At 60.8% G+C, this 25,310-nt stretch carries 20 protein-coding genes and 1 pseudogene; 7 read left to right on the top strand and 14 right to left on the bottom strand.

Annotated features, from left to right (window positions below):
- Nucleotides 1–84 precede the first annotated feature (84 nt).
- Nucleotides 85–1,521, top strand: a complete 1,437-nt coding sequence (locus BLQ41_RS17160) for a mechanosensitive ion channel family protein (protein ID WP_090182658.1) — start codon at nucleotides 85–87, stop codon at nucleotides 1,519–1,521.
- Nucleotides 1,522–1,911: 390 nt separating this feature from the next.
- On the top strand, nucleotides 1,912–2,058 hold the full coding sequence (locus tag BLQ41_RS30520; RefSeq protein WP_157695026.1) for a hypothetical protein: 147 nt from the start codon (nucleotides 1,912–1,914) through the stop codon (nucleotides 2,056–2,058).
- A 454-nt stretch (nucleotides 2,059–2,512) separates the two neighbouring features.
- On the opposite strand, the gene ycaC is transcribed toward BLQ41_RS30520, so the two are convergent.
- The 7 genes from ycaC to BLQ41_RS17120 form a co-directional block, all read right to left on the bottom strand.
- A complete protein-coding gene (gene ycaC / locus BLQ41_RS17150; protein WP_090182654.1) occupies nucleotides 2,513–3,139 on the bottom strand; it encodes an isochorismate family cysteine hydrolase YcaC in 627 nt (208 codons plus the stop codon).
- A gap of 69 nt (nucleotides 3,140–3,208) precedes the next feature.
- Nucleotides 3,209–5,047, bottom strand: a complete 1,839-nt coding sequence (locus tag BLQ41_RS17145) for an amidohydrolase (RefSeq protein WP_090182653.1) — start codon at nucleotides 5,045–5,047, stop codon at nucleotides 3,209–3,211.
- Nucleotides 5,044–5,637 carry an antibiotic biosynthesis monooxygenase gene (locus BLQ41_RS17140; protein WP_090182651.1) on the bottom strand — a complete coding sequence of 198 codons (594 nt, stop codon included), beginning with the start codon at nucleotides 5,635–5,637 and terminating at the stop codon, nucleotides 5,044–5,046. The genes BLQ41_RS17145 and BLQ41_RS17140 overlap by 4 nt, the downstream gene beginning before the upstream one ends.
- Nucleotides 5,630–6,046 carry a DoxX family protein gene (locus BLQ41_RS17135; RefSeq protein ID WP_090182650.1) on the bottom strand — a complete coding sequence of 139 codons (417 nt, stop codon included), beginning with the start codon at nucleotides 6,044–6,046 and terminating at the stop codon, nucleotides 5,630–5,632. The genes BLQ41_RS17140 and BLQ41_RS17135 overlap by 8 nt, the downstream gene beginning before the upstream one ends.
- A 238-nt stretch (nucleotides 6,047–6,284) precedes the next feature.
- The gene (locus tag BLQ41_RS17130) at nucleotides 6,285–7,922 is read right to left on the bottom strand and encodes a hypothetical protein (protein WP_157695025.1); all 1,638 of its coding nucleotides are present in this window, start codon (nucleotides 7,920–7,922) and stop codon (nucleotides 6,285–6,287) included.
- 762 nt (nucleotides 7,923–8,684) lie between these two features.
- On the bottom strand, nucleotides 8,685–9,605 hold the full coding sequence (locus BLQ41_RS17125) for a LysR family transcriptional regulator (RefSeq protein WP_090182646.1): 921 nt from the start codon (nucleotides 9,603–9,605) through the stop codon (nucleotides 8,685–8,687).
- A gap of 34 nt (nucleotides 9,606–9,639) precedes the next feature.
- On the bottom strand, nucleotides 9,640–10,626 hold the full coding sequence (locus BLQ41_RS17120) for an MBL fold metallo-hydrolase (protein WP_090182644.1): 987 nt from the start codon (nucleotides 10,624–10,626) through the stop codon (nucleotides 9,640–9,642).
- A 207-nt stretch (nucleotides 10,627–10,833) separates the two neighbouring features.
- Here BLQ41_RS17120 and BLQ41_RS17115 point away from each other — a divergent pair, with 207 nt between their 5' ends.
- Complete coding sequence (locus BLQ41_RS17115; RefSeq protein ID WP_090182642.1) at nucleotides 10,834–11,271, top strand: helix-turn-helix domain-containing protein; 438 nt, start codon at nucleotides 10,834–10,836, stop codon at nucleotides 11,269–11,271.
- Nucleotides 11,272–11,329: 58 nt separating this feature from the next.
- Here BLQ41_RS17115 and BLQ41_RS17110 read toward each other — a convergent pair whose 3' ends face one another.
- From BLQ41_RS17110 to BLQ41_RS17100, 3 genes are all read right to left on the bottom strand, one after another.
- Complete coding sequence (locus tag BLQ41_RS17110) at nucleotides 11,330–12,772, bottom strand: catalase (protein ID WP_090182640.1); 1,443 nt, start codon at nucleotides 12,770–12,772, stop codon at nucleotides 11,330–11,332.
- Nucleotides 12,773–12,847: 75 nt separating this feature from the next.
- Nucleotides 12,848–13,672: an alpha/beta fold hydrolase gene (locus BLQ41_RS17105; RefSeq protein ID WP_090182638.1), complete on the bottom strand. Its 825-nt coding sequence runs from the start codon at nucleotides 13,670–13,672 to the stop codon at nucleotides 12,848–12,850.
- Between the two features lie 32 nt (nucleotides 13,673–13,704).
- Complete coding sequence (locus BLQ41_RS17100) at nucleotides 13,705–14,280, bottom strand: flavodoxin family protein (RefSeq protein WP_090182636.1); 576 nt, start codon at nucleotides 14,278–14,280, stop codon at nucleotides 13,705–13,707.
- A gap of 404 nt (nucleotides 14,281–14,684) precedes the next feature.
- Between BLQ41_RS17100 and BLQ41_RS17095 the strand changes: the two genes are divergently transcribed.
- Entirely contained in the window at nucleotides 14,685–17,522 is a 2,838-nt protein-coding gene (locus BLQ41_RS17095) for an ATP-binding protein (protein WP_090182634.1), read from the top strand.
- Here BLQ41_RS17095 and BLQ41_RS17090 read toward each other — a convergent pair.
- Together BLQ41_RS17090 and BLQ41_RS17085 are read right to left on the bottom strand one after the other, a co-directional pair.
- On the bottom strand, nucleotides 17,487–18,971 hold the full coding sequence (locus BLQ41_RS17090; RefSeq protein WP_090182632.1) for an ATP-binding protein: 1,485 nt from the start codon (nucleotides 18,969–18,971) through the stop codon (nucleotides 17,487–17,489). The genes BLQ41_RS17095 and BLQ41_RS17090 overlap by 36 nt on opposite strands.
- A gap of 184 nt (nucleotides 18,972–19,155) precedes the next feature.
- Entirely contained in the window at nucleotides 19,156–20,106 is a 951-nt protein-coding gene (locus tag BLQ41_RS17085) for a GlxA family transcriptional regulator (protein WP_090182631.1), read from the bottom strand.
- A 346-nt stretch (nucleotides 20,107–20,452) separates the two neighbouring features.
- On the opposite strand from BLQ41_RS17085, the gene BLQ41_RS17080 reads away from it, so the two are divergent.
- Nucleotides 20,453–21,175, top strand: coding sequence for a pirin family protein (locus BLQ41_RS17080; RefSeq protein ID WP_090182629.1), 723 nt, complete (start codon nucleotides 20,453–20,455; stop codon nucleotides 21,173–21,175).
- Between the two features lie 68 nt (nucleotides 21,176–21,243).
- Here the strand turns inward: BLQ41_RS17080 and BLQ41_RS17075 are convergent, their stop codons facing one another.
- On the bottom strand, nucleotides 21,244–22,119 hold the full coding sequence (locus BLQ41_RS17075; RefSeq protein ID WP_090182627.1) for a LysR family transcriptional regulator: 876 nt from the start codon (nucleotides 22,117–22,119) through the stop codon (nucleotides 21,244–21,246).
- 113 nt (nucleotides 22,120–22,232) lie between these two features.
- Between BLQ41_RS17075 and BLQ41_RS17070 the strand changes: the two are divergent.
- Both BLQ41_RS17070 and BLQ41_RS17065 read left to right on the top strand, forming a co-directional pair.
- Nucleotides 22,233–23,445 (top strand): annotated as a pseudogene (locus BLQ41_RS17070) (YbfB/YjiJ family MFS transporter).
- A gap of 144 nt (nucleotides 23,446–23,589) precedes the next feature.
- On the top strand, nucleotides 23,590–24,588 hold the full coding sequence (locus BLQ41_RS17065; RefSeq protein WP_090182625.1) for an NAD(P)H-quinone oxidoreductase: 999 nt from the start codon (nucleotides 23,590–23,592) through the stop codon (nucleotides 24,586–24,588).
- Here the strand turns inward: BLQ41_RS17065 and deoC are convergent, their stop codons facing one another.
- Complete coding sequence (deoC, locus tag BLQ41_RS17060) at nucleotides 24,589–25,272, bottom strand: deoxyribose-phosphate aldolase (protein WP_090182624.1); 684 nt, start codon at nucleotides 25,270–25,272, stop codon at nucleotides 24,589–24,591.
- Nucleotides 25,273–25,310 lie beyond the last annotated feature (38 nt).

The raw sequence follows: 25,310 nt of genomic DNA, 5'->3' as shown, positions 1-25,310 counted from the left end.
TCAAAAGATCGCAGCCTCGTTGCACTCGACAGCTCCTACACAGTTTCTGCACGAATCGAACGTAATCTTTCGCCGGAGTCGTCCATGTCCTTCGTCCTTGCTCATTTGCTGTCCTGGAGCGCCCTGCTGCTGGTGATCGACGCGCTGCTCTGGCAACTCGCGCCGTTCAAGCATCGCGTCACCCGGGTCGGTGTGCGGCTGGTGCTGTTTGTGATGTTCAGCGCACTGGTCATCAACGCCGGCGTCAGCCCGTTACTGGCGCCGCAGTTTGCCGAGGATCGCGTGGTGCAATTGGGCGCCACGGCGCTGGGGATTCTCTGGTGGTTGTACGCGGCACGGGTGCTCACCGAAGTCATCGGCCTGGTGCTGATGCGGCGCATCGGTCACAGCGGTCGATTGTTGCAGGATGTCATTGGTGCGCTGGTGTTTCTGGTGGCCATCGTGGCGGCGGCCGGGTATGTGTTGGAACTGCCGGTCAAAGGGTTGCTGGCGACCTCCGGGGTGGTGGCCATCGTTGTCGGTCTGGCGCTGCAAAGCACCTTGAGCGACGTGTTTTCCGGGATCGTACTAAACACCACCAAGCCGTATCAGGTCGATGACTGGATCATGATCGATGGCGTCGAAGGCAAAGTGCTCGACATTGACTGGCGCGCGACTCACCTTCTGACCAGTGCCGGCAGCACGGCGGTGGTGCCAAACTCAGTGGCGGCCAAGGCGAAAATCGTCAACCTGAGTCGGCCTACCAACATGCACGGCGTGTCGATCAGTATTCAGGTGCCCAACCACATTCGCCCGCGTCGGGTACTGGATGCACTGGAGCGCACACTGCAGGGCAGCAGCAGCTTGCTGCTCAACCCTCCCCCGAAAGCGGTGCTCAAGGAAGCCGGCGAAACCATGTCCGAATACGTGGCCAGCGGCTTTATCACCGAGCTTGGGAAAAAGAGCGAGGTGCGCAACCAACTGTTCGACCTGGCCCATCGGCACCTGGAAGCGGCGGGTATTTCCCGGCAGCTCGATGGCGTGATTGAGCCGACGACTCGCGCGCGGGCGTTGCTTGATGAAGTGAAAATCTTTCGTTCCCTGAGCGAGGATGAGCGTGACCAAATGGCCCAGTCGATGGTCCCGCAGCAGTACGCCGCAGGCCAGGTGGTATTGGCATTGGGCGACGTGCCGGACAGCTTGATGGTGATCGCCACGGGTGTGGTCAGCGCCACCGTGCCCGACGGTACCGGGCAAACCGAAGCCGGACGCATGGGCCCCAGCGAAGTGATGGGCGAACAAAGCATCCTCACCGATACGCCGTCCGAGGCGACCTTTACCACGTTGACGTCGTGCATCATTTACCGGATCGACAAGTCCCTGACTCGCCAGTGCATGGAGCAACGGGTTGAAGTGGGTCGGGCGCTGAACAAGTTGCAAGCGGTACGCACGCAAAACAGTCGGTTGGCGTTGATGGCCAAACCGGCGCCGATCAAGAAGAGTGGATTTCTGAGTTGGCTGCAGAAACGCCAACCGGTGTGACGGGTTAGACGGTCATGTTGGGTTGGGGTTGGGGTTGGGGTTGGGTACATATCCGTTTTTGGGGTCACGGCGACTATTGGTTCCGCCCTGACGGCGGGTCACTTGGAGAAGCGCCAAGTAACCAAGCGCTCTTGCCCCTGACGTACGGTGCCTCGCCTAGGCTCGGCATTCCCTCACTCCGGTCCTGCTCCGTGGGCCCGCCGCCATCGGCCATCCATGGCCGGGGGCGGCTAACCCGGCATCCATGCCGGGTTGCCCACTACGCAGAACCTGCGTTCGGCCTTCCGACGGGGCAGATCAAGATCAAGATCAAAAGCGGAAGGCGAGCTAACGCTCGACCTGATGAGTGGTGAGAAGCAAAAGCTGTGCGCCGATCTGCTTTAGGTGGGAGTGAGCCTGCTCGCAATGCTGTTGCTGTTGCTGTTGCTGTTGCTGTTGCTGTTGCTGTTGATCGTTCCCATGCTCCGCGTGGGAATGCCGCCGGGGACGCTCTGCGTTCCGCTATCGACACCAGGCTTGAGTCTTGTGCAAGGGTGACGCGGAGCGTCACGGGATGCATTCCCACGCGGAGCATCGGAACGATCAGGACGCGCAAGCGTTAAGGAACCAGGCCGGCCGGTAGGCCGCCTCGTTTTGGCTTTGGCGGTGCACGCCCCCTCGTGAGGCCGAGCGCAGGTTCTGCGCAGTGGGCAACCCGGCATGGATGCCGGGTTAGCCGCCCCCGGCCATGGATGGCCGATGGCGGCGGGCCCACGGAGCAGGACCGGAGCGAGGGCATGCCGAGCCTTAGCGAGGCACCGAACGTCAGGGGCAAGAGCCCTTTGGTTACTTTGGGGCTTTTCCAAAGTGACCCGCCGTCAGGGCGGAACCCTAAGCCGCCGTTACCGCAGAAACGGATATGCCCCCAACCCCAACCCCAACCCCAACCCCAAAACTATCGTAAGTGAACCGCATTACGCACAGTCACGGGCATTTTCATCGGCAACGAAACTTACTTCGACGTCAGTACCGAGTAGCTGTTCATCAGGTTGCGATAGTTAGGAATGCGCGGCGACAGCAGGTTCGCCAGGCCTTCCATATCGTTGCGCCAGTCGCCTTGCAGCTCGCAGGCCACCGCGAACCAGTTCACCAGTTGCGCACCCGCAGCCGACATGCGCGCCCAGGCGGCTTGCTGCACGGTTTCGTTGAACGTGCCCGAGGCGTCGGTCACCACAAACACTTCAAAGCCTTCGGCCAGCGCCGACAGCGTCGGGAACGTCACGCACACGTCAGTTACCACACCAGCGATGATCAGTTGCTTGCGGCCAGTGGCTTTCACGGCTTTGACGAAATCTTCGTTATCCCAAGCGTTGATCTGGCCTGGACGCGGGATGTACGGCGCGTCCGGGAACAGCTCCTTGAGCTCAGGCACCATTGGACCGTTAGGGCCATTTTCGAAGCTGGTGGTGAGGATGGTCGGCAGTTTGAAGAACTTGGCCAGGTCCGCAAGGGCCAGCACGTTGTTCTTGAATTCGTTCGGCGAGAAATCCTGGACCAGCGAGATCAGGCCGGTCTGGTGGTCGACCAACAGGACTACGGCATCGTCTTTGTTCAGGCGTTTGTACGGAACGTTGCTCATGTGAAGCTCCTCGATGGATGGGTATTACGTGAGGCGCCGATGCAGCCCATCGGCGCGTTTTCCTGAGAATCAGAACGCGAAGCACGAGCAGCCAAAGGCGCCCCAGAAACCCGCAAAATCACTGACCGGCGCGTTCGACAGGCGTGCTTTGTCATGGCTGTGGGCATGCACGCCGCACGGCCCGCTGCAATGGTGAACCTGCGCCTGCATCGGCGAGGTCGGCCGCCAGTGCCCCGGCACCTTCACCACCGGCGACCAGTCCGGCAGCACCGGCACGCTGGCCGGCCCGAGTTTTTCGAAATCACCGGCCGCGTACACCACCTTGCCGCCGACCACGGTCAACACCGATTCGATCCACTTGATCGCTTCTTCGTCGACGCTGAAAAAGTCCGCACTCAGCGCAGCGACGTCCGCCAGTTGGCCGACCTTGATCATGCCTTTCTTGCCCTGCTCGGAAGAGAACCAGGCGCTGCCGTGGGTGAACAGCTCCAGCGCGGTCTGCCGGGACAGGCCCTCGGCATGCAGCTCAAGCCCGCCCACTGTGCGGCCGCTGACCATCCAGTACAGCGAAGTCCATGGATTGTAGCTGGACACCCGGGTCGCGTCGGTGCCGGCGCCGACCGGCACGCCTTCGGCCAGCATGCGTTTGATCGGCGGGGTCGCTTCAGCGGCTTTGGCGCCATAACGCTCGACGAAATACTCACCCTGGAACGCCATCCGGTCCTGAATCGCGATACCGCCGCCCAGCGCCCTGACCCGCTCGATGTTCTGTGGGGTGATGGTTTCAGCGTGGTCGAAGAACCACGGCAAGCCGTTAAATGGAATGTCGCGATTAACCTTCTCGAACACGTCGAGCATGCGGCTGATGGATTCGTTGTAGGTGGCGTGCAAACGGAACGGCCAGCGTTGCTCCACCAGGTGGCGGACCACCGGTTCCAGCTCGTCTTCCATGGTTTGCGGCAGGTCCGGGCGCGGCTCGAGGAAGTCCTCGAAATCCGCCGCCGAAAACACCAGCATTTCCCCGGCGCCGTTGTGCCGCAGGAAATCGTCGCCCTGGTGCAGGGTCACGCTGCTGGTCCAGTTCTTGAAATCGCTCAGCTCTTCTTTCGGCTTCTGCGTGAACAGGTTGTAAGCGATGCGAATGGTCAGCTGCTGGTCCTTGGCCAACTGCTCGATCACCTGGTAATCGTCCGGATAATTCTGGAAACCACCCCCGGCATCGATCGCGCTGGTCAGGCCAAGACGATTGAGCTCGCGCATGAACTGGCGGGTCGAGTTGACCTGATATTCCAGCGGCAGCTTCGGCCCCTTGGCCAGCGTCGAGTAGAGAATCATCGCGTTCGGGCGAGCGACCAGCATGCCGGTCGGGTTGCCATTGGCATCCCGGACAATCTCGCCGCCCGGCGGGTTCGGCGTATCGCGGGTGTAACCGGCCACGCGCAAGGCAGCGCGGTTGAGCAAGGCACGGTCGTAGAGGTGCAGGACGAACACCGGGGTGTCCGGCGCGGCCTGGTTGAGCTCTTCCAGGGTCGGCATGCGTTTTTCAGCGAACTGGAATTCGTTCCAGCCACCGACCACGCGTACCCATTGCGGCGTCGGCGTACGGTCGGCCTGATCCTTGAGCATGCGCAGGGCATCGACCAACGACGGCACGCCTTCCCAGCGCAGTTCGAGGTTGTAGTTCAAACCGCCACGGATCAGGTGCAAGTGCGAGTCGTTGAGGCCAGGGATGACGCAGCGACCCTTGAGGTCGATGACCTGCGTACCCGACCCGCGCAGGGCCATGGCCTGGGCATCGGTGCCAACCGCGACGAAGCGACCATCGCTTATCGCAACAGCGCTGGCGCGTGGGTTTTCACGGTCAACGGTATGAAATTGGCCATTGAATAAAATCAGATCGGCGTTCATCGCGTTTCCTTGGGCTGAGTGGAAGAAGACAGCCAAGGCGCGAACAAGCGTGTGGCCCTTGGCATGAACAGGTACACCACCGAGACAACGATGGTCAGCGTGATCAGGAACGTCGCGACCACGTAATTGGACAGCACCGCGTTGAGCCGCAGCAGCGGGCCCCAGAGCAGCGGCACCAGCAACGTGTGCGGCAGAATCACCAGCAACGTGACCACGGCCTGCTTCCAGCGCGGGGGTGGTGGCGATGCGGTATCGGCTTGCGGGGCGAACCAGAACTCTTTGACCGGATTGACTTCGGTCTGGTCGCCATCGGCGAGCATCGGCGCGGCTTCGTTGACCAGCTCCAGGCGCTGCGGCGAATCGAGCCAGCGTTGCATCGCCTCGGTCGAGCAAAAGCGCAGCACGCAGGTGTACATGTCGAGCCCGGCGTTTTTACCGCGCATCACGTCCACACCCAAGTGCCCGTCCTGCTGCCCGGCAACGCTGACAATGTTGCGCAACCAGGCTTCGTAAGGCACTTCAAAACCGGCCTTGACCCGGTGCTTGATGACCAGGGTCACGACTTCTTCGAAACGGTTGGATTCAGGCATAACGCAAAGCTCCGGCGAATCGGACATTGAGCGCCAGCCGTCCCGGCCCGGCGATAAAAAGGCTGGTGAACAGAATCAGCAGCAGCCAGCCGAACTGCCCTTCATCGAGGCTCCACTGCGGATGCACGACCAACAGAGCGATCAGCAGGACACACAGAATCGGCAGGCACGCCAACCGCACCAACACCCCGACCATGATCAACAGCGGACACAACACCTCGGCAAAAATCGCCAGCATCAGCGTGACGTTCGCACCGAGGTGGAAAGGGTCCTCGATGACCTGCAACTGCGCGCTGTAGTTAAGCAGCTTGGGCAAACCGTGCACCCACAGCAGAAACAATCCGCCGCTGACCCGCAGAAAAAACAACCCGAAGTCCTGGGCCCGTTGATCCCATTGCGAAGCGTTCATGGGCTACCTGCACAAATGAAAAACCACCGGCGTCCAAGCGCCGGAACATCATTCGATAGTGCCGCTGCGGGGGCGGAAAAAATTGGATGTACGTGCTCTTTTTGGGGATCAGCCCGGGCTGAACAACTGCCGGGGCCTTCATTACCGAACGCTTTATGTCAGGCAGAAAAAACGGCCTCAATAGAGACCGTTACTTTCATCTGATACAGCCAACCACTGGCCGAGCGGCTGGCTCCCTTCAAGGTATGGCGCGAACGGTGTATTCACGCACGTCAAAGACCACCGCCGTCTCCGGGTTCGCGACCTGATCCATATTGATCCTGAATCGAATGGATAATTTGCTGCCATCTCTGAGATGCTGCAAATAGGTGTACGCAAGGGTAATGCTGTATCTACCGGTCAAGGCCCAAGTTTGATGAACTGAGTTACCCGTGCCTGTCCACAACATGCGATTGTGACTGCCTCCACTGGTGTTCGTGCCCTCCAGATCCAGCCAGATACGTTGTCCCATGGCCATATGCGGCCAGCCGCCAAACAAGAGAGTCGCACCGGTAGTGACATCTTTGAGATCCAGCACCGTCGTACCGTTCGCCTGGGTAATCACCGGAGCCACGAACTCCGCCGAGGGGATCGTCAGAACGTCAAGCACAAACGGTGGTGAAGTCACTGGAAGCGACTCCCCCCGTGTGTAGGTGAAGGTAAACACCAGTTTTTTGCCCAGGCTAAACGCCAACAATCTAACGGGCAGCGGTATTACTCTGGGCCGAATGTTGCCTGCAACCACCGGATTCGTAGTATGCGAACCCGCTGCCGGCGTGCCGGGCTCAGCGGTGCATTCCACGGTGATGCTGTCGTCGGGCTCCAGATCGACATTCAGCACGGCTGTCAGACTCTGCAAAGCCTCAAGGGGGTCCAGCGTCATACCGTCGTGCGATTCTTCAATCGACAGTTGTCGCTCCTTCAACATCACATTAATCGTCCAGGATCTGGATACCTCTCCCTCACCGTACAAGGCTTTGGCCTTCAGCTCGTGCTCTCCATCAGTCAGTCCAGTCACCAGACGTTTCCAACGCCCCGCCTCCGCCGTGGCCACGCCTTTGGAAACCAGCCCGTCAAAGATTTCCACTTGCTCCCCAGCCACCGCGGTGCCTTCTGCCGTCACACTGCCATGCCCAGTATCCGACCCATCGGCAATGTCGTCACCGAACGGATCTTTTACCGAATCGATGACTGGCCTTGTCGATCCGTTCGTGCTGACGATGTAGTTGCGATGCGCAAACCTCTGGGCAAGGGCCGGGGCCTGGTTACCCTGCAGCCCCGCCATAAACTCCAGAGTCAACGTACTGCGATCCTTGAGCCCCTTCAGCGGGTCAGCGGGGTAGTCTTGCTCATAGAAGCCTTTGCTGAATTTCTCGTCGACAACATTGTCCGGCGCACTCCAGTACAGCTCATCGAAAACGCTATCGTCGGCGTTGGTCCCTCTAAGACGCAACCAGAAATATTGACCCTCAGTTTGCAGCGGCCAAGCGTTGATCCGCAGGGTGAATTCAGTCAGCGCATTGACATCAAGGACCAAACCCGTGCCAAACCCGGGTGCCTGCGTGATAAAGGGTCTGGGCAACTCGCTTAGGGCTATGGGCAGCACGTATAAAATCAACGGCTGCGAAGTCACTGGTGCAAAGTTGCCGCGAATAACGGTATAGGTCAGCGTCACCGTCATCCCCAAATTGAAGATCACCAGCGGTATACCGCCTATCCCGACCTCCAAGGGACGCAACTCACCCACCGGGAAGAATACCGAAGTATACGAACCAGCCCCCGGAGCCCCTGCCCAGGTCACACTGACCCTGTCACCGGGCTCAATCGCATATTCCATGACAATCCTGCAGCTATGCCTGACCGCCAGTGGATTCAAAAGCTCGGAGGTCGGACTCTCCCGAATGAACAAAGGTGGCAAGTGGTCCGTGTCTAGTTCCGTATCCTGACCATTCATTATTCGTTCCCTGTACGTGATTAAACCTGCCACCTTGAGCACGCCTATCACACACCGAATCGCGAACACCGGCTACTGTCAGAACTTACAGGTCAACGACCATTACGGACGAATGGTAAAGATTGACAGAGCTGCGCTTTTTCAACTGACGACGTTACGCCCGTCCAGCCCCCCCAAATGCATTGGCGTAAACGCCCCGCCTCTAACCACTCAACAGGCCGAGCGGTAGCTCGCCTGCAGCTTTTGATCTTGATCTACCCGCCCCTTCGGAAGGCTGAGTGGAGGCGTTCATCTGGGGGGCAGGCGCGTAGCGCCGTTCGACGAAGTCGAACACATCGAGAGGAGGTCGTCGCGAAGCAGACCGGAGGCGATGCCCCCCCCGATGAATGCCGGAGCGAAGGAACACCGAGCCTAAGCGAGGGGCCGAACGCTCGGGGCGAGCGTTTTTTTGCTTACTTTTTTTAGGCGCTTGTAAAAAAAGTGAGTCGCCGTAAGGGCGAAACCCTAAGCCGCCGTTACCGCAGTAACGGATATGTACACCTGAAAGAGACTGGTCGACTGTCAGGCCGCCATCGCGGGCAAGCCCGCTCCCACAGGGTTCGATGTACACCCGAAAGAGATTGGTCGGCACAAAGGCCGCCACGTTTAAGAGGGAATAGCCAAAGGCAGCGACATAAACTGACTAATGCGAGCCCGCAACCACCGCTCCGCCGGATCATTGTCATGCACCCCACTCCAAGCCATCGACAACTGCGCAGCCTCAATCGGAAACGGCGGATCCTCAGCCCTCAACGCACAGCCCTCAACCAACGCACACGCCGCATAATCCGGCACCGTCGCAATCATCTCAGTCCCGGCCAACAACGCACGCAATCCGCTGAACTGCGGAACCCCCAACACCACCCGCCGACAGCGCCCGATTTTCGCCAGATCCAGATCAATGTTGCCGCTCAAATCCCCCGAAAACGACACCATCGCATGCGGCCGCTCACAATACTCATCCAGCGTCAGCGGTCCCGGCCGCTTGTCACCACGCAACACCTTGCACGGAATATCGCGCAAAGTCTTGCGCTTGGCATTCGCCGGCAAATCCGTGGTGTAACTCACCCCCACCGAAATTTCCCCGGACGCCAACAACGCCGGCATCAACAGATAATTCGCCCGCCGCACCACCACGACAATCCCCGGCGCCTCCTCGCGCAGCTGCGTCAACAGCGGCGGAAACAAGCCGAACTCGGCATCGTCCGACAGCCCGATACGAAACACATCGCAGCTGGTCGTCGGATCAAATTCCTTGGCCCGGCTCACCGCCCCGGAAATCACATCCATCGCCGGTTGCAGCTCCTTGAGAATCGCCAACGCCCGCGCCGTCGGCTCCATGCCGCGGCCATTGCGCAGCAACAACGGATCGTCGAACAGATCACGCAACCGTCCCAGCGCCGCACTCACCGCCGGCTGGCCCATAAACAGTTTTTCGGCCACTCGGGTGAGGTTCTTTTCGAACATCAACGCCTCGAAAATCACCAACAGGTTCATGTCGACGCGACGCAGATCGTTACGGTTCATAGGCACGATTCCCTTGTATGTTCAGCCGGCGACTTTACTCGATCAGCGGCACGTTCGCCGCACGTTTGTAAGGCCCGTATTCCACCGGCACCCATTGGAAATGCTGGCCCTGGGTGGCGATGTGACCAATGCCGGGAAACGGCAGATGCGCCGCCGTCACCCAGGTCTTGCTCGCCGCTGCGGCCGTGAACACGGTAGCGCGGCTCTTGATCGCCTGCTGGCTGTTGACGTCAAAACCGATCGACACCTCAGGGTGTTCGAACTGCACCGCCAGGTTATGCACCAGATCGCCCATGAACAGAATGCCCAGCCCCTGGGAAGTGAAACGGTAGGTGGTGCTGCCCGGCGTGTGCCCGGCTTCCAGCTCCGCATCGACCACACCCGGCACCGGCGACTGACCGGCATCGAACGTCTTGAAACGACCCTCGGCCACATACGGTGCGGTCGAGTCCTGAGCGATTTTGAAATACGGCTTGGCGCCCTCGGGTGCCTTGGCAAGCGCCTGAGGATCGAGCCAGTAAGCGGCTTCCGCCTTCGCCGCAAAGACTGTTGCATTGGCGAACACGGGTTTGTGCTGGGCGTCGACCAGCCCGCAGACATGGTCCAGATGCAGGTGCGTCAATAAAATCGTATCGACTTGCGCAGGCTCATAACCGGCGGCTTTCATGTTGTCCGAGAGCATGCCTGCCGTGGCGCCAATGCATTGGCCCGCGCCCGTATCGACCAGGATCAATTGCTTGCCGGTGTTGATCAGAAAGGCGTTGAACGCGGTCTGCACGCCCGGTGTTTCAATCGAACGGCGAGCCAGCAACGCGCGGATCTGACTCTGGGTCAGGCCCTTGAGCAGTTTGGGCGACAGGTCGTTGTAGCCGTCGAACAGCGCCGTGACTTCATAATCGCCCACTGCCAGGCGGAAATAGCCCGGCGCTTGCGTGCCGACCTGCGCAGGCGCCTGCGCCGCGCACACTCCGGCAGTCATCGCCACCGCCAGCCCCAATGCACGTACCAGAGAATGTTTCATACTTTCACCTTGATCGAGTCAGAAAAGCGGCCATACAAACGCCGCCCGATGACATCGATTGTGCACGGGACAGACCCTTGGAAATTGCAGCAATGTGCTGAGTTAGCGCTGTTGCCCACTGGCGTACACGGGCGGAATTAACAACGTTTAACTCGCCTGCCAGAGCGTCGCGACCAAGAATGAAGCTCACCGACACGGACATCTGTCATGGCCCAATCTCAGCGAAACGTCGCCCGTGCGACTGCCACTCAAACGCGAAAGAAAACCACCGGTGGCCTGACCCCGTGGCGCGAAAGCCTGGTCAAGCAGCTAATCCTCGAACGCCTCGGCGAAACCATTGAGGTGACCGAACTGGCCCGCGCCTGTGCCCTCTCGCGCAGTCATTTCTCCCGCGCATTCAAGTGCAGCACCGGGCTCTCGCCCCAGGACTGGATTCGCCACCAGCGTATTGCCCGCGCCAAGCAATTGATCCAGGACACTGAACTGACCCTGACGCAAATCAGCCTCGAATGCGGCTTCTGCGATCAGGCGCATTTCTGTCACATATTCACCCGCAGCGAAGGCATCACCCCGTTCGCCTGGCGTTGCCGTACGGTGCGCCCCCTTCCCCGCCGCCCCGCGTACGCCGCCGAACTTCACGCGTAATATTCGATGTCGCACGCTGCGTAGCAGCTGTCGAACGACAGCTGCTACGCGGGTTGCGTCAGCCCAACGGAGAAAGCCGCTCCAACGCCTCAGCCACCCCGAATCCATACGCTGGATCAGCCTTGGTGCAGTTCTCGATATGGCGCTGGCGAATCGCCTGTGGCACGCCATTCATTGCCCGTGCGGTGTTATCGAACAGCAACTGCTTGCGCACAGGGTCCAGCAATCGGAACAGGTTGCCCGGCTGCTCATAGTGGTCATTTTCAAGCCGATGGTCATAGTGCTGGGCAAAGCCTTCCACCGGCAGCGGCGGATCGGCCAGTTCCGGCGAATCAGGCCACTCGCCCACGCTGTTGGGGAAATAACTGGCGGTGCCACCCAGGTTGCCGTCGGTACGCATGGCGCCGTCGCGGTGATAGCTGTGGGACGGTGAGCGCGGTGCGTTGACCGGAATGTGATTGAAGTTGACGCCCAAGCGATAGCGCTGCGCATCACCATAGGAAAACAGCCGCGCCTGGAGCATGCGATCCGGCGAAAAGCTTACGCCTGGCACCACGTTGGCCGGCGAGAAGGCGGCCTGTTCGATCTCGGCGAAGTGGTTCTCGGCGTTGCGGTTGAGCTCCATGATGCCCACTTCGATCAGCGGGAAATCACCGTGCGGCCAGACTTTGGTCAGGTCGAATGGATTGTGCCGGTAGGTGTTGGCTTGTTCTTCCTCCATCACCTGAATGCACAATTTCCAGCGCGGGAAATTGCCCTGTTCGATGACTTCGTACAGGTCCCGCAAATTGCTCTCGCGGTCCTTGCCGACCACCGCTTGCGCCTCGGCATCCGTGAGGTTTTCGATGCCTTGCTGGCAGACAAAGTGAAACTTCACCCACACCCGTTTGTTGTCGCGGTCGATCAGGCTGAACGTGTGGCTGCCAAAACCGTGCATGTTGCGGAAACTGACGGGAATGCCGCGATCGCTCATGACGATGGTCACCTGGTGCAGCGCCTCCGGCAGCAAGCTCCAGAAATCCCAGTTGCTGGTGGCATTGCGCAGACCGGTGCGCGGGTCGCGCTTGACCACGTGATTGAGGTCGGCGAAACGCAGCGGGTCGCGGAAGAAAAACACCGGCGTGTTGTTGCCGACAATGTCCCAGTTGCCTTCGTCGGTGTAGAACTTGACCGCGAAGCCACGGATATCGCGCTCGGCATCCGCCGCGCCGCGCTCGCCGGCCACCGAGGAAAACCGCACGAACAGCGGCGTCTGCTTGCCCACGGCACTGAAAATACTGGCCTTGGTGTAGCGACTGATGTCATGTGTAACGGTGAACGTGCCGTAAGCGCCAGCGCCCTTGGCGTGCATGCGCCGCTCGGGGATAACTTCGCGGTCAAAGTGGGCAAGTTTTTCCAACAACCAGATGTCTTCTAAAAGTGCCGGCCCACGAGGGCCGGCAGTCTTGATATTGAGATTATTGGCCACCGGGGCGCCGGTGGCATTCGTCAGCTTTTTCATGGACTTGATCTCGACAGTTAGCTGCTCTCACCAGCAGCGAAAACCGGCGCGGATTTAAATCCGCGCCGGGGTTCTTCATCCCTTCAAGAACGCCAACAGCTCAGCGTTGAGCTGATCCTTGTGAGTGTCAGTCAAGCCATGGGGTGCACCGGGGTAGATTTTCAGCGTAGATCCTTTCACCAGTTTTGCCGACGCAATGCCCGCCGCCTCGATGGGCACCACCTGATCCGCGTCGCCGTGCACCACCAGCGTCGGGATATCGAACTTCTTCAAGTCCTCGGTGAAGTCGGTTTCGGAGAACGCCTTGATGCAGTCATAGGCATTCTTGTGACCGGCCATCATGCCTTGCATCCAGAACCAGTCGATCATGCCCTGGGAAGGCTTGGCGTCCGGCTTGTTGAAGCCGAAGAACGGTCCGCTGGCGAGATCGATGTACAGCTGCGAACGGTCAGTCAGGGACGCTTGGCGAATGCCGTCGAACACTTCGATTGGCAAGCCGCCGGGGTTGGCTTCGGTCTTGAGCATCAACGGCGGCACCGAGGAAATCAGCCCGGCCTTGGCCACGCGGCCAGTGCCGTGGCGACCGATGTAGCGCGCCACTTCGCCGCCGCCGGTGGAGAAGCCGAACAGCACGGCGTCCTTGAGGTCGAGCAACTCGATCAACTGCGCCAGGTCATCGGCGTAGGTGTCCATGTCGTTGCCGGTCCACGGCTGACTGGAGCGGCCATGGCCACGGCGGTCGTGGGCGATGACCCGATAACCTTTGGAGGCCAGGAAGATCATCTGCGATTCCCAGCTGTCGGCGTTCAGCGGCCAGCCGTGACTGAATACGATCGGCTGACCGGTGCCCCAGTCCTTGTAATAAATCTCGGTGCCGTCTCGGGTCGTGAATGTACTCATGCGATATCTCCTTAGCGAGTGTTGGGGGTGTTTCAAAGCGGTGAGTGGCCCATGCGCTCGGCGAGTCGCGCCACGCGCTCGCCCAGATGCGCGGCGGTGCAGCGGTCTTCTGGCGGAGGCGCCAGCTCGGGGGACTGTTCGACATTCGACTGGGCCATGACCCCGAGCGAACTGCCGAGGCGATTGAGCTGCCCGTCGAACACGCCGGTGCTCGACCGTGCCGGCAGCACGTCAAGGCCGACCCAGATCATCGAATGCTGCGCGGCGAACACCGCCAGCTGCAGCAAGGTGTTGAGTTTGTCGCCGCACAGGCAGCCGGAGTTGGTGAACCCCGCCGCCAGCTTGTTGCGCCATGGCTGGGCCAGGTAAAACGCCGCCGTGGATTCCATGAAGCTCTTGAAGGACGCCGAAGCGCTGCCCATGTAGGTCGGAGCGCCGAAAATGATGGCGTCGGCACTGTGCAACCGATCCCAGTGCTGGTCCACGTCCTCGACCGGCACCAGCAAACTGGTGCTGCCCAGGTGCCGCTCCACACCGAGGGCGACGGCCTCGGCCAAGACACGGGTGTGCCCGTAGCCACTGTGATAGACCACCACCACGTTGCTCATTCCAGCGTCCTCATGACATGTCTGATCCTCGCAGCAGCGTTGTAGGAGCTGTCGAGTGCAACGAGGCTGCGATCTTTTGATGTTGCCCTTGAGAAACAAGATCAAAAGATCGCAGCCTCGTTGCACTCGACAGCTCCTACAAGGCGCCTACTGGTGGGAGTTTTGGGCGTAGTCCACACTGAGTACGAGTTAAACGTTGTTAATTTTCCTTGGCGCGCCAAAAGCCGTAACACGTACTTTGCTACCCTCAGACCCAATGAACAGGTGCCAGAAAACGACACCCGGAACGCAACAGTCCGCACGGACACCCGACGGTCTTCCGGACACCGCGTTGCGTTCACCTCAAAACCTGAGGAATATGCTCGAAAATCGCGTACCAGACGGTTGCAAGCAGGAGTGACACGTTGACCCTTTCCCCTGAACAGGCCATCCATTTCGGCCCCTACCGGGTCTATCCCGGACAACGTCTGGTGATGGAGGCGGATCAGCCTTTGCGCCTGGGTCGGCGTGCGCTGGACATTCTGTTGATCCTGCTGGAACACGCGGGAAAAGTGGTCGCCAAGCAAGAATTGATCGCCAGGGTCTGGCCCAAAAGCGTGGTCGAAGACATCAACCTGCGGGTACACATGGCGACGCTGCGCAAAGCGCTTGGCGACGGCCAGGCCGGCCAGCGCTACATCATCACCATAGCCCAACGTGGCTACAGTTTTGTGGCGCCCTTTTCGCTGCAACAGATCGGGCAACATCCCGAGGCCGAAGAACCTGCAACAAGCGGCCACAACCTGCCCATCCGGCACACGCGCATGATTGGTCGCCAGCCACTGGTCGACAACCTGATGATGCAGCTGCCACGCCAACGTTTCATCACCCTCGTCGGCCCGGGCGGGATCGGCAAGACCACCGTGGCCCTGCGGGTCGCGGAACAACTGATTGGCCGCTACCGGGACGGCATTCGCCTGCTGGACCTGGCGCCGATCAGCGACCCGTTGATGATCGGCACTCACCTGGCCACGATGCTGGGTTTGTCGCTGCATGACGCCGAACCCGCGAGCGGCCTCGCGGCATTTCTGCGTGAACGGCAGATGCTGCTGGTGATCGACAACTGCGAACACCTGATCGACGCCATCGCGCTGCTCTGCGAAAGCCTCCTGCGCGCAGCCCCGCAGGTGCACATTCTGGCCACCAGCCGCGAGAGCCTGCGCGCCGAGGGCGAATACGTTCAGCGTCTTGACTCACTGGATTGTCCGCCGCCCATCGCCGTGCTCGACCGTGCTCAGGCGTTGACGTTTTCGGCGCTACAGCTGTTCGTCGAACGGGCCATGGCCAGCCAGGACAGCTTTGAATTGACCGAAGCAGAACTGCCGCTGGCGATTGAGATCTGTCGGCGCCTGGACGGCATTCCATTGGCCATCGAACTGGCGGCGGCGCAAGTGGACCACTTTGGCGTGAGCGGATTGCTGGCGCAATTGCAGGGCAGTTTCCGCGTGCTCACTCAGGGCTGTCAGTCGACGCTGGGCCGGCACCAGACACTGCGTGCCACCCTAGACTGGAGTTTCCAGTTGCTCAGTGCCTGCGAGCAGACATGCCTACGCCGCCTGGGTGTGTTCAAGGATGGTTTCACGCTGGAGTCGGCAGCGGCCGTAATCGTCGGCGAACACATTGAGCCCGAGGTTGTATTTGGCTCGATCACGCAACTGGTGGCCAAGTCGCTGTTGAATGTCGAGGTGGGCGACGAAGAAGTGTTCTATCGATTACTCGACACGACCCGCAGCTATGCCCTGGAAAAACTCGCCGAGGCCGCTGATCTGCCGGACACCCGTGAACGCCACGCCCAACGCTGCCTGGCCTTGATGGTTCAAGCCCGGGCAGACTGGGAACTGATTTCCACGAGCCTGTGGATCGAGCGTTACGCGCGCAGCCTGGAAGACATTCGCTCGGCCCTCGACTGGGGCTTGAATGGCCAGGGGCCGCAAGCGCTGGCCATCCGTCTGGCGGCGACGTCCACGCCTCTCTGGCAAGAACTGTCGCTGCTCAAGGAACACGGGGTCTATGTGCGCAAGGCGCTGGCCTTGCTCGACGCGAGCGCCGAGCCCTGCCCTCGATTGAAAATGGACCTGAAGCTGGCACTGGGCAGCTCCTGTTATCACACCCAAGGCGGCACCGCCGAAACCATCGAGGCGTTCGTCAGCGCCCGCACCCTGGCCAAAACCGCCAACGACGTGGCAGGCGAGCTCCGGGCGGTGTCGGGGCACATGGCGGTCAACCTCAGTTGCGGTCACTACCAAATGGCGCTGGAGCAGAGCCAACAATTCGACCGACTGGGGGGCGATGACGACGCCGTCCTGTCACTCAGTACACACCGCTTACGCGTTCTGGCGCTGCACTTTTCCGGTAATCAGTCACTGACACGGGAAAACGCCGAACAGGTCATCCAGCGCATGGCCCAAAGTGGCCACCTCAACCGTTTCACCCACGGGTTTGGCGTGCAATACGATCAGAGCGTGGCCGCCCTGACGATTCTGGCGCGCATCCTCTGGGTGCAAGGCCAGCCGGAACAAGCCTGGCGCACCGCGCGGCAGGCGCTGGACATCGCGATTCAGATCAACCACGGCACATCGATCTGCTACACCCTGGCGCTGGCCGGGTGCCTGATCGCCCACTACAACGGCGAGCCTCAGACCGCTCGCGAGCTCTTGCGCCTGTTGCTGGAGCAAGCGCAAAGACATTCGGTGCTGCTGTTTTATAACTGGGCACAACATTACGCGCAGGTGATTGATCGCGAAGAAGCGCAGCTGCCCGAGCGACCGGGGGCGGGCTTGATCGGCGAAATCATGGTCACGCTCGACAGCGGCTTTGTCGATGAAACCTTGCTGCAGCGGGCCGATACCGGAGCGGCGGGATGGAGCACGGCGGAAATATTGCGCGCCAGGGCTGATGCGTTGATGGCGCTGGACAATCCGTCGCAGGGGGATCATCGCGAGCAGGCTCGCTCCCACAACATCGAAGCGGCCGAAGAGATGCTGGTTCGGGCATTGAATGTGGCCAGGCATCAGGGTGCCCTGGCCTGGGAACTGCGCAGCGCCACCTCACTGGCGCAACTCTGGCAGCGCCAGGGCTTGTACCAGCAGGCCCATGAGTTGCTGGCGCCGGTCTACAACCGCTTCACCGAAGGTTTCGCGACGCCGGACTTGCACAAAGTCCGGTGCTTACTCGACGAGCTCCATGGACAATGGCACCCCTGAGGCCCTGCGCACGCGACTGATGTAGTGCGAGAAACGCCTCTCGAACACACGCTGTTGGCCGCTCAGTTCAAGCTTCTCCAGCGCATAGCGGCGGGTGGTGTTGAGAAAGCGATAGCGGCTGGTGCCGTTGACTTGGTCCTTTGACAGTAACGATTTGGCCACCAGTCGCTCCACCAGCGCCGCCAGCAGATCGGGTTTGAGCAGTGCGCAACTGCTCACGCCAATCGCCGCATCAAGGGTGAAAGACATCTTGAATACCGACAGACGCTGCAAGACGGTTTGCTCGCGCTCGCCGAGTCGTTCATAGCTCCAGTCCAGCGCAGCCTTGAGGGTTTGATGCCGGGGCACGGCGGTGCGCCGGCCTTGGGTCAGCAGTTGAAAACAGTTGTCCAGCTGCGCTTGCAAACCCACCAGCGCCAAGGCGTCGATCTGCCCCGCCGCCAGTTCAATCGCCAGTGGCAAACCGTCGAGCCGCCGACAGATTTCGCGCACAGCCTTGAGGTCTTGTTCGCGCAGGGCAAAACCTTGTTGACGGGCTCGGGCGCGACTGACGAACAACTGCACCGCCGAATACCCCATGGCTTCGGCGACGCTGTGCAAGGCCGATGCGGGCGGCACCGCCAGAGAGGCCAGGCGCTGGACCGTTTCCCCCACCGCCTGCAAGGGTTCGCGACTGGTCACCAGAATCGACAGGCGAGGCGCCGAGATCAATAAGTCCTCGACCAGGGTCCGACAGCGTTCCTGCAAGTGTTCGCAGTTATCGAGCACCAGCAATGTGTGCCGGTTTGCCAGCACGTCCAGCGTCGTGCCGACCTCCAGTTCAAGGGTCTGGATCAGATGATCGACCACCCGCGCCGGGTCATCGATCGCCGCGAAATCCACCAGCCACACGCCGTCTTCATAGTGCTGCAACAGCAGCTCGGCGACACGCAACGCCACCGTGGTCTTGCCGATACCGCCGGGGCCAGCCAGAGTCATGAGGCGACGGACTGGCAACTGCCGGACCAGACTGCCGACGATCGAATCCCGACCGGTCACCGGCGTCAACCGGGCCGGCAAGTTGTGCTGGTGTTTTTGCACGTTCTCGAACAATACCAGCATGCCCGCGGGCACTTGTTCCACCGGGGCGATAAAGCTGTAGCCGCGCTGGGGAATGTTGACGATGTAGCGCTGGCCATCCTGCCCGTCACCCAAGGCCCGACGCAGGGCCGCGATGTGCACACGCAGGTTGATTTCCTCGACCACGGAGGTCGGCCAGACTTGGGCAATCAGTTCATCCTTGCTGACCACGTCGCCGGCACGCTCGACCAGCACCTGCAAAATATCCAGGGCACGCCCGCCCATGCGCAGCGGTCGATCACCTTCCAGGATCAGCCGTTGCTGCAGGTGGAAGGCGTAGGGGCCGAATCGCAGCACCGCATCGCTGTTCAGATCTATGAGGCTGTTCATGTCCATTCACATGCTGCAACCTGGCTTGGCTCACCGTGCGACAACACCCATCGCATGCGCCTTCCAGGCTCCCGCACCTCCGTTGCAAAGCGTTGCCAAGTATCTTGGCAGGCCTCAGTGACGGTTCAACCGCCATGGTGGGAGTGTCACAGCCATCGCGGTGCGCATAACGGACACGAACGCTCTAGCTGAACTGTTCGCGGTACTGGCTGGGGGTCAGGCCCAGCTTTTCACTGAACAGAAAGCGCATGTGCCGCACGCTGCCAAAGCCACTTTTGAAGGCCACGGTCTTGAGTGGCAGGTCACTGGTTTCCAGCAGGTTGCGAGCGCAGTCGATGCGCGCACTTTGCAAAAACTCCATGGGCGTCATGTTCACTTCCCGGGCAAACGTGCGGGCGAAGTGCCGTTCACTCATGTTCGCGAAGCTGGCCATGCGTTCGATGCTGAAGCCTTCATCGAGGTGTTCGAGCACATGGTTCTGCACGCGGGTGATCGGCGTTTCCTGCGGTGCGACGGCGGCCATCAGGGGACTGAACTGCGCCTGTCCGCCCTGGCGTTTCATCACCACCAGCAACACCTTGGCCACGTCCTGGGCGACTTTCTTGCCGTGGTCTTCGGCGACCACCGCCAACGCCAGGTCGATACCGGCGGTCACGCCACCCGAGGTGATGAGGTTGCGGTCCTGCACGTAAATCTTGTCGGTCTCCACCGTTGCCTCGGGAAACCCCTTGATCAACCGCTCCGTGTAATGCCAATGGGTGGTGACGCGATAGCCGTCCAGCAAACCGGCATGCCCGAGGACGAACACGCCGGTGCAGATCGAGCCGTAGCGCCCTGCCCGTCCGACGGCGTCTTTGAGCCAGCACAGCAACGGCGGGTGCTTTTCGTTATAGGCCCCCGGACCACCCGGCACCAGCAACAAGTCATACGCCTGCGCAGCCTGATCGATGTGCAGATCGGCTTGCACGCTGACGCCGTTGGAGGCGCGCAACGCGCCAGGTTCAGTGCCAATGGTCGACAGCTCGTAACGCTCGTGCGCCGGCAGATAACGATTGGCGATGGAAAACACTTCCATGGGGCCGGCCATGTCCAGCAGGAGGAAGTCAGGAAACAACACCATAGCCACGGTTTTCATGGGTTCAAAATCACTGAAGTCAAAAGAAAGTCTATCTGCCAACACCCATCCCCGTGGGAGCGGGCTTGCCCGCGATGGCGGCGTCACATTCAACATTGTGGGTGACAGACACATCGCTATCGCGGGCAAGCCCGCTCCCACAGAGTCCGGTGCTCGGTAGGTAAGGGATGCTATGCATTATGGCCAAGTGTGGCGCCGGCGTCGGAGAAAAATACCTGATCGCCCACACATTACTGTCAACCTGAACAGGACAGTATTTCAATTTCCATCTACTTATTACACCAACCGATAAACATTAACCTTCTCCTCACTCGGACGAATCAACGTCCCCACAGGAGATTTCATCATGCTGACCCTTCGCAAAGCCTCGGATCGCGGCGCCGCCAATCACGGCTGGTTGAAGTCGTTCCATACCTTTTCCTTCGCCAACTATCGCAACCCCAAAGAGCAGGGTTTTTCCGACCTGCTGGTGATCAATGACGACCGCGTGACGGCCGGTAAAGGCTTCGGCCAGCACCCGCACCGCGACATGGAGATTTTCTCCTATGTGCTCGAAGGCGCTCTGGAACACAAGGACACCCTGGGCACCGGCTCGGTGATTCGTCCCGGTGACGTGCAGTTGATGAGCGCCGGCAGCGGCGTGGCGCACAGCGAATACAACCACTCGGCCACGCGGCCGGTGCACTTTCTGCAAATCTGGATCGTGCCTGAAGTCAGCGGCGCCAAACCGCGTTATCAGCAAGAGCACTTCAGCACCCAGAAAAAACGCGGGCGTCTGCAACTGATCATCTCCCCGGACGGGGCCAAGGGTTCGTTGAAGGTGCGTCAGGATGCACGGGTGTATGCCGCGCTGATCGACGGCAAGGAAAGCGCCACCCTGGAACTGGCCGCCGACCGCTACGCCTATGTGCACGTAGCCCGTGGCAGCGTCGAACTCAACGGCGTGCCGTTGCAGGAAGGCGATGGCGTGCGGATTCGCCAGGAACAGGTGCTGACCTTGAGCAATGGCGTGGATGCCGAAGTGTTGGTGTTTGATTTGCGGCCGCAAGAATTGCCTGAAATGCCGTAAATAAAAGATCGCAGCCTCGTTTCACTCGACAGTTCCTACAGGTGAACGGGGTTGCGATCTTTTGATGTTCATTCGCCGGTACCGGAAAACCCCGCGACAATTTCATCGATCACCGCGCGGACCCGGGCGGTATGCCGCAAGTCCGCGTGGGTCACCAGCCAGACATCATAGGGCACCGGTCGCGTGCGTTCCGGCCACAGCCTGACCAGCCCGTCCCTCTCCCCCATGTACACCGGAATTTCCCCCAGCCCGAGCCCCGCCGCAACGGCTCGACGCACCAGCAGGCCGGAGCCCAGGCTCGACACGATCCGCCCGCGGCTCACCGGTTCCGACACCAGCGTCATCTCCTTGTTGCCTGCCAGATAGGGCTGGTAAGCCACCAAATCATGTCCTTCAAACGCTGACCCCGGTTCCGGTACGCCGTGGCTGTCGACATACCGTTGCGAAGCGAACAGGCCCACGGGCCAACGGGCGATACGCCGGGCGATCAGGTCCGGGTTGTCCGGCCGGGCATTGCGCACCGCGATGTCGGCTTCGCGCTTGGCCAGGCTGATCATTTGCGTGGACGCGTCCAGTTGCACCCGCACATCCGGGTGTTTGTCGTGCAACCGGGCAATCGCCGGGATCAGGAAATCGATGGCCAGCGAGTCGGTGGTGCTGACCCTCACCGTACCGGTGAGCCGATCGTCCAGCCCGAGGATCTGCCGTTCCAGCTCCAACGCCGAGACCTCCATTTTTTCCACGGCCTGCAAGGCTGCTTCGCCGACCGCCGTCAGCGCGTAACCTTCGGAGGTGCGCAGGAACAGTGTCGCGCTCAAGGACTTTTCCAGCGCCGTGACCCGCCGCCCGACCGTGGCCTGATCGACCCCCAGCACCCGCGCTGCGCCACGCAGCGTCGATTCGCGGCACACCGCCAGAAACACCCGTGCGTCATCCCAATTCATGCGGCTTTCCTCGTGATGCAAGTTTGCATCACTGTATAGCGAAATCGCTGCATTACTGCATCAATAATTCTCGATACGCTGGACGCCAGAGATAACCTCACAGGACTGCTCTCATGCACAGCACATCGACCACCCCGCGCAGCGCGATCTGGCTGCCGATCTTCGCCGGCCTCGCTGCCAGCCTGGTCAGTATTGGCCTGGCCCGGTTTGCCTACACGCCGTTGATTCCGTCGCTGATTCAGGCGCACTGGTTTTCCGCCAGCGACGTGGTGTACCTCGGCGCCGCCAACCTTGTCGGATACTTGATCGGCGCACTGATCGGCCGACCGCTGGCCAACCGCACCTCCAACACCACGGCCCTGCGCCTGATGATGCTGGCCGTGACCCTGGCATTCTTTGCCTGTGGTTTTCCCTTGTCAGTGAGCTGGTTCTTCGGCTGGCGCCTGCTGTCCGGCGTTGCGGGCGGCGCGATCATGGTGTTGGTGGCTGCGACGGTATTGCCCCATGTGCCGGCGTCTCGCCGAGGGCTGGCCAGCGGCGCGATCTTCCTCGGTATCGGCCTGGGCATTGCCGGCTCGGGGACAATTGTTCCGCCGTTGCTGAGCCTTGGGTTGCAGCAAACCTGGTTTGGCCTGGGCATTCTGTCACTGGTCCTGACCGCCGCGAGCTGGTTCGGCTGGCCAAGCGGCGCACCCACAGGCCGTTGAAGTGTCGATTGAAAAATCCACGACACCGACCGATCCCGGCGTATACCTGTTGTTCGCCCAATACGCCTTCATGGCCGCCGGGCTGGTGCCGGCGATGGTCTTCCTGGTGGATTACGTGGCCCGCGGGCTCGGTGCCGGGGCGCATGTGGGTGCACTGATGTGGGTGATGTACGGCCTCGGCGCGATCATCGGGCCGGTGAGTTACGGTTTTCTGGCCGATAAGCTCGGCGCCCGGCTGAGCATCCGGCTGGTGCTTGTGGTGCAAGCGATTGCCGTGGGTTTGCTGTCGATAGCGAGTTCTTTCACGGCGCTGGCTGTGCTGGCGGTGATCCTCGGTTCGTTCCCGCCAGGCATCGTGCCACTGGCGCTGGCGCGGGTGCATGAGCTGATCCCCAACCATCACCAGCAGCAGATTGCCTGGAGCCGCGCGACGGTGTCGTTCGCCACGTTCCAGGCGATAGCAGGCTTTGCCTATTCGGCGTTGTTCAATGCCAGCGGCGGGCATCATGCGCTGTTGTTCGTTGTGGCGGCGGGTGCCATTGTGGTTGCACTGATGCTGGAACAGGCGATGCGCTTGCTGAATCGTCGCCCTCAGATGATTGCGGCGAGTTGCCCATGAAGATCAATAGATCGCAGCCTCGTTTCACTCGATAGCTCCTACATTTCGACCGCGATCCCCTTGTAGGAGCTATCGAGTGAAACGAGGCTGCGATCTTGTGATCTACCGTCCACTGACTGAACACTTTCTTGATAGGACACCCACATGACTTTGCCCCAAACCATGACCCTGATTGAAATCACCGAACCCGGTGGTCCCGACGTTCTGAAGCCGCGCCAGGAGCCGGTTCCAAGCGCCGGCGCCGGCGAAGTGCTGATTCGCGTGCATGCCGCCGGGGTCAACCGTCCCGATGTGATTCAACGCGCCGGCAAATACCCGATGAAACCCGGCATGAGCCCGATCCCGGGTCTGGAAGTGGCCGGTGAAGTGGTGGCCATCGGTGCCGGCGTCAGCGAATTCATTGTCGGCGACAAGGTCTGTGCGCTGACCAATGGCGGCGGTTACGCGCAGTATTGCGTCGCCCCGTCCAGCCAGACGTTGCCGATACCCGAAGGCATGGATTGGGTCCACGCCGCCGCAGTCCCGGAAACTTATTTTACCGTGTGGGCCAACCTGTTCGACATGGGCGGCGCCAGCAAAGGCCAGCGCGCACTGATTCACGGCGGCACCAGCGGCATCGGCACCACCGCGCTGATGCTCTGCCGCGAGTTCGGCGTCAAAGCCTTCGCCACCGCAGGCAGTGAGGAAAAATGCGCAGCGATCCGCCAGCTTGGCGCCGAGGCGATCAATTACCGTGATCAGGATTTCGTCCAGGTCATCCAGGAGAAAACCGCCGGCAAAGGCGTCAATGTCATCCTCGACATCATGGGCGGCTCGTATTTCAACCAGAACGTCGCGGCGCTGGGCATGGAAGGCCGACTGGTGATGCTGGGCTTTCTCGGCGGTGCACGCGCCAACGACGTCGATCTGTTGGGGATCATGAGCAAACGCGCGACGATCACAGGCTCCCTGCTGCGCTCGCGCACCCGCGAAGAAAAAGCCTCGATCGCCGAACAGTTGCGCGAATATGTCTGGCCGGTACTGTCCGCCGGCCGTTGCCTGCCGATGATCGACAAGGTCTATGCCTACACCGACGCAGCGCAGGCCCATGCGCGGATGGAAGCCGGCGATCACATCGGCAAGATTGTGTTGAAAGTGGACTGATCAGTAGCCCTCGCCTGCTGCTTGGGCGCCACTGATGATCGCGATGCCCGAGCTGGTGCCCAATCGCGTGGCGCCGGCTTCGATCATCGCCAGCGCAGTCGGGTAATCGCGTACGCCACCGGAGGCCTTGACGCCGATGTCAGGCCCGACGGTGCGGCGCATCAGCGCAACATCTTCCACGGTGGCGCCGCTGCGACTGAAACCGGTGGAGGTTTTGACGAAGGCGACGTTCAGCTCACGGCAAATCTCGCAGGCCTTGACCTTTTCGGCGTCGCTCAGCAGGCAGTTTTCCAGGATGACTTTCAACGGCACCTTGCCGCAGGTCTGCAAGACTTGGGCAATGTCGTCCCGCACTTGATCGTACAAACCGTCCTTCAGCCAGCCGATGTTCAACACCATGTCGACCTCCCCTGCGCCGGCGGCGATGGCCCGCTCGGCTTCGAAAGCCTTGGTGTCGCTCAGCCCGGCGCCCAGCGGAAAGCCGACCACCGCGCAGACTTTCACGGGCTGCCCTGCAAGGCATTGCGCGGCATGGGGCACCTGCCCCGAATTCACGCACACCGAATAGAAGCCGTGTTCCGTGGCTTCGCGGCACAATGTGGCGATTTGCTCGCGGGAGGCATCAGGCGCCAGCAAGGTATGATCGATGTACTGCGCCAGCGCTTGGGGTTCGAGGTGTGCCATCGCGAAAACTCCTGTTTGTATATTCAAATGCCCCTGCG

It is taken from the genome of Pseudomonas arsenicoxydans (assembly GCF_900103875.1).
GTDB classification, from domain to species: Bacteria; Pseudomonadota; Gammaproteobacteria; order Pseudomonadales; family Pseudomonadaceae; genus Aquipseudomonas; species Aquipseudomonas arsenicoxydans.
Note: the sequence above shows the minus strand (reverse complement) of the source record. Positions and strands in the feature narration are given on the sequence as shown.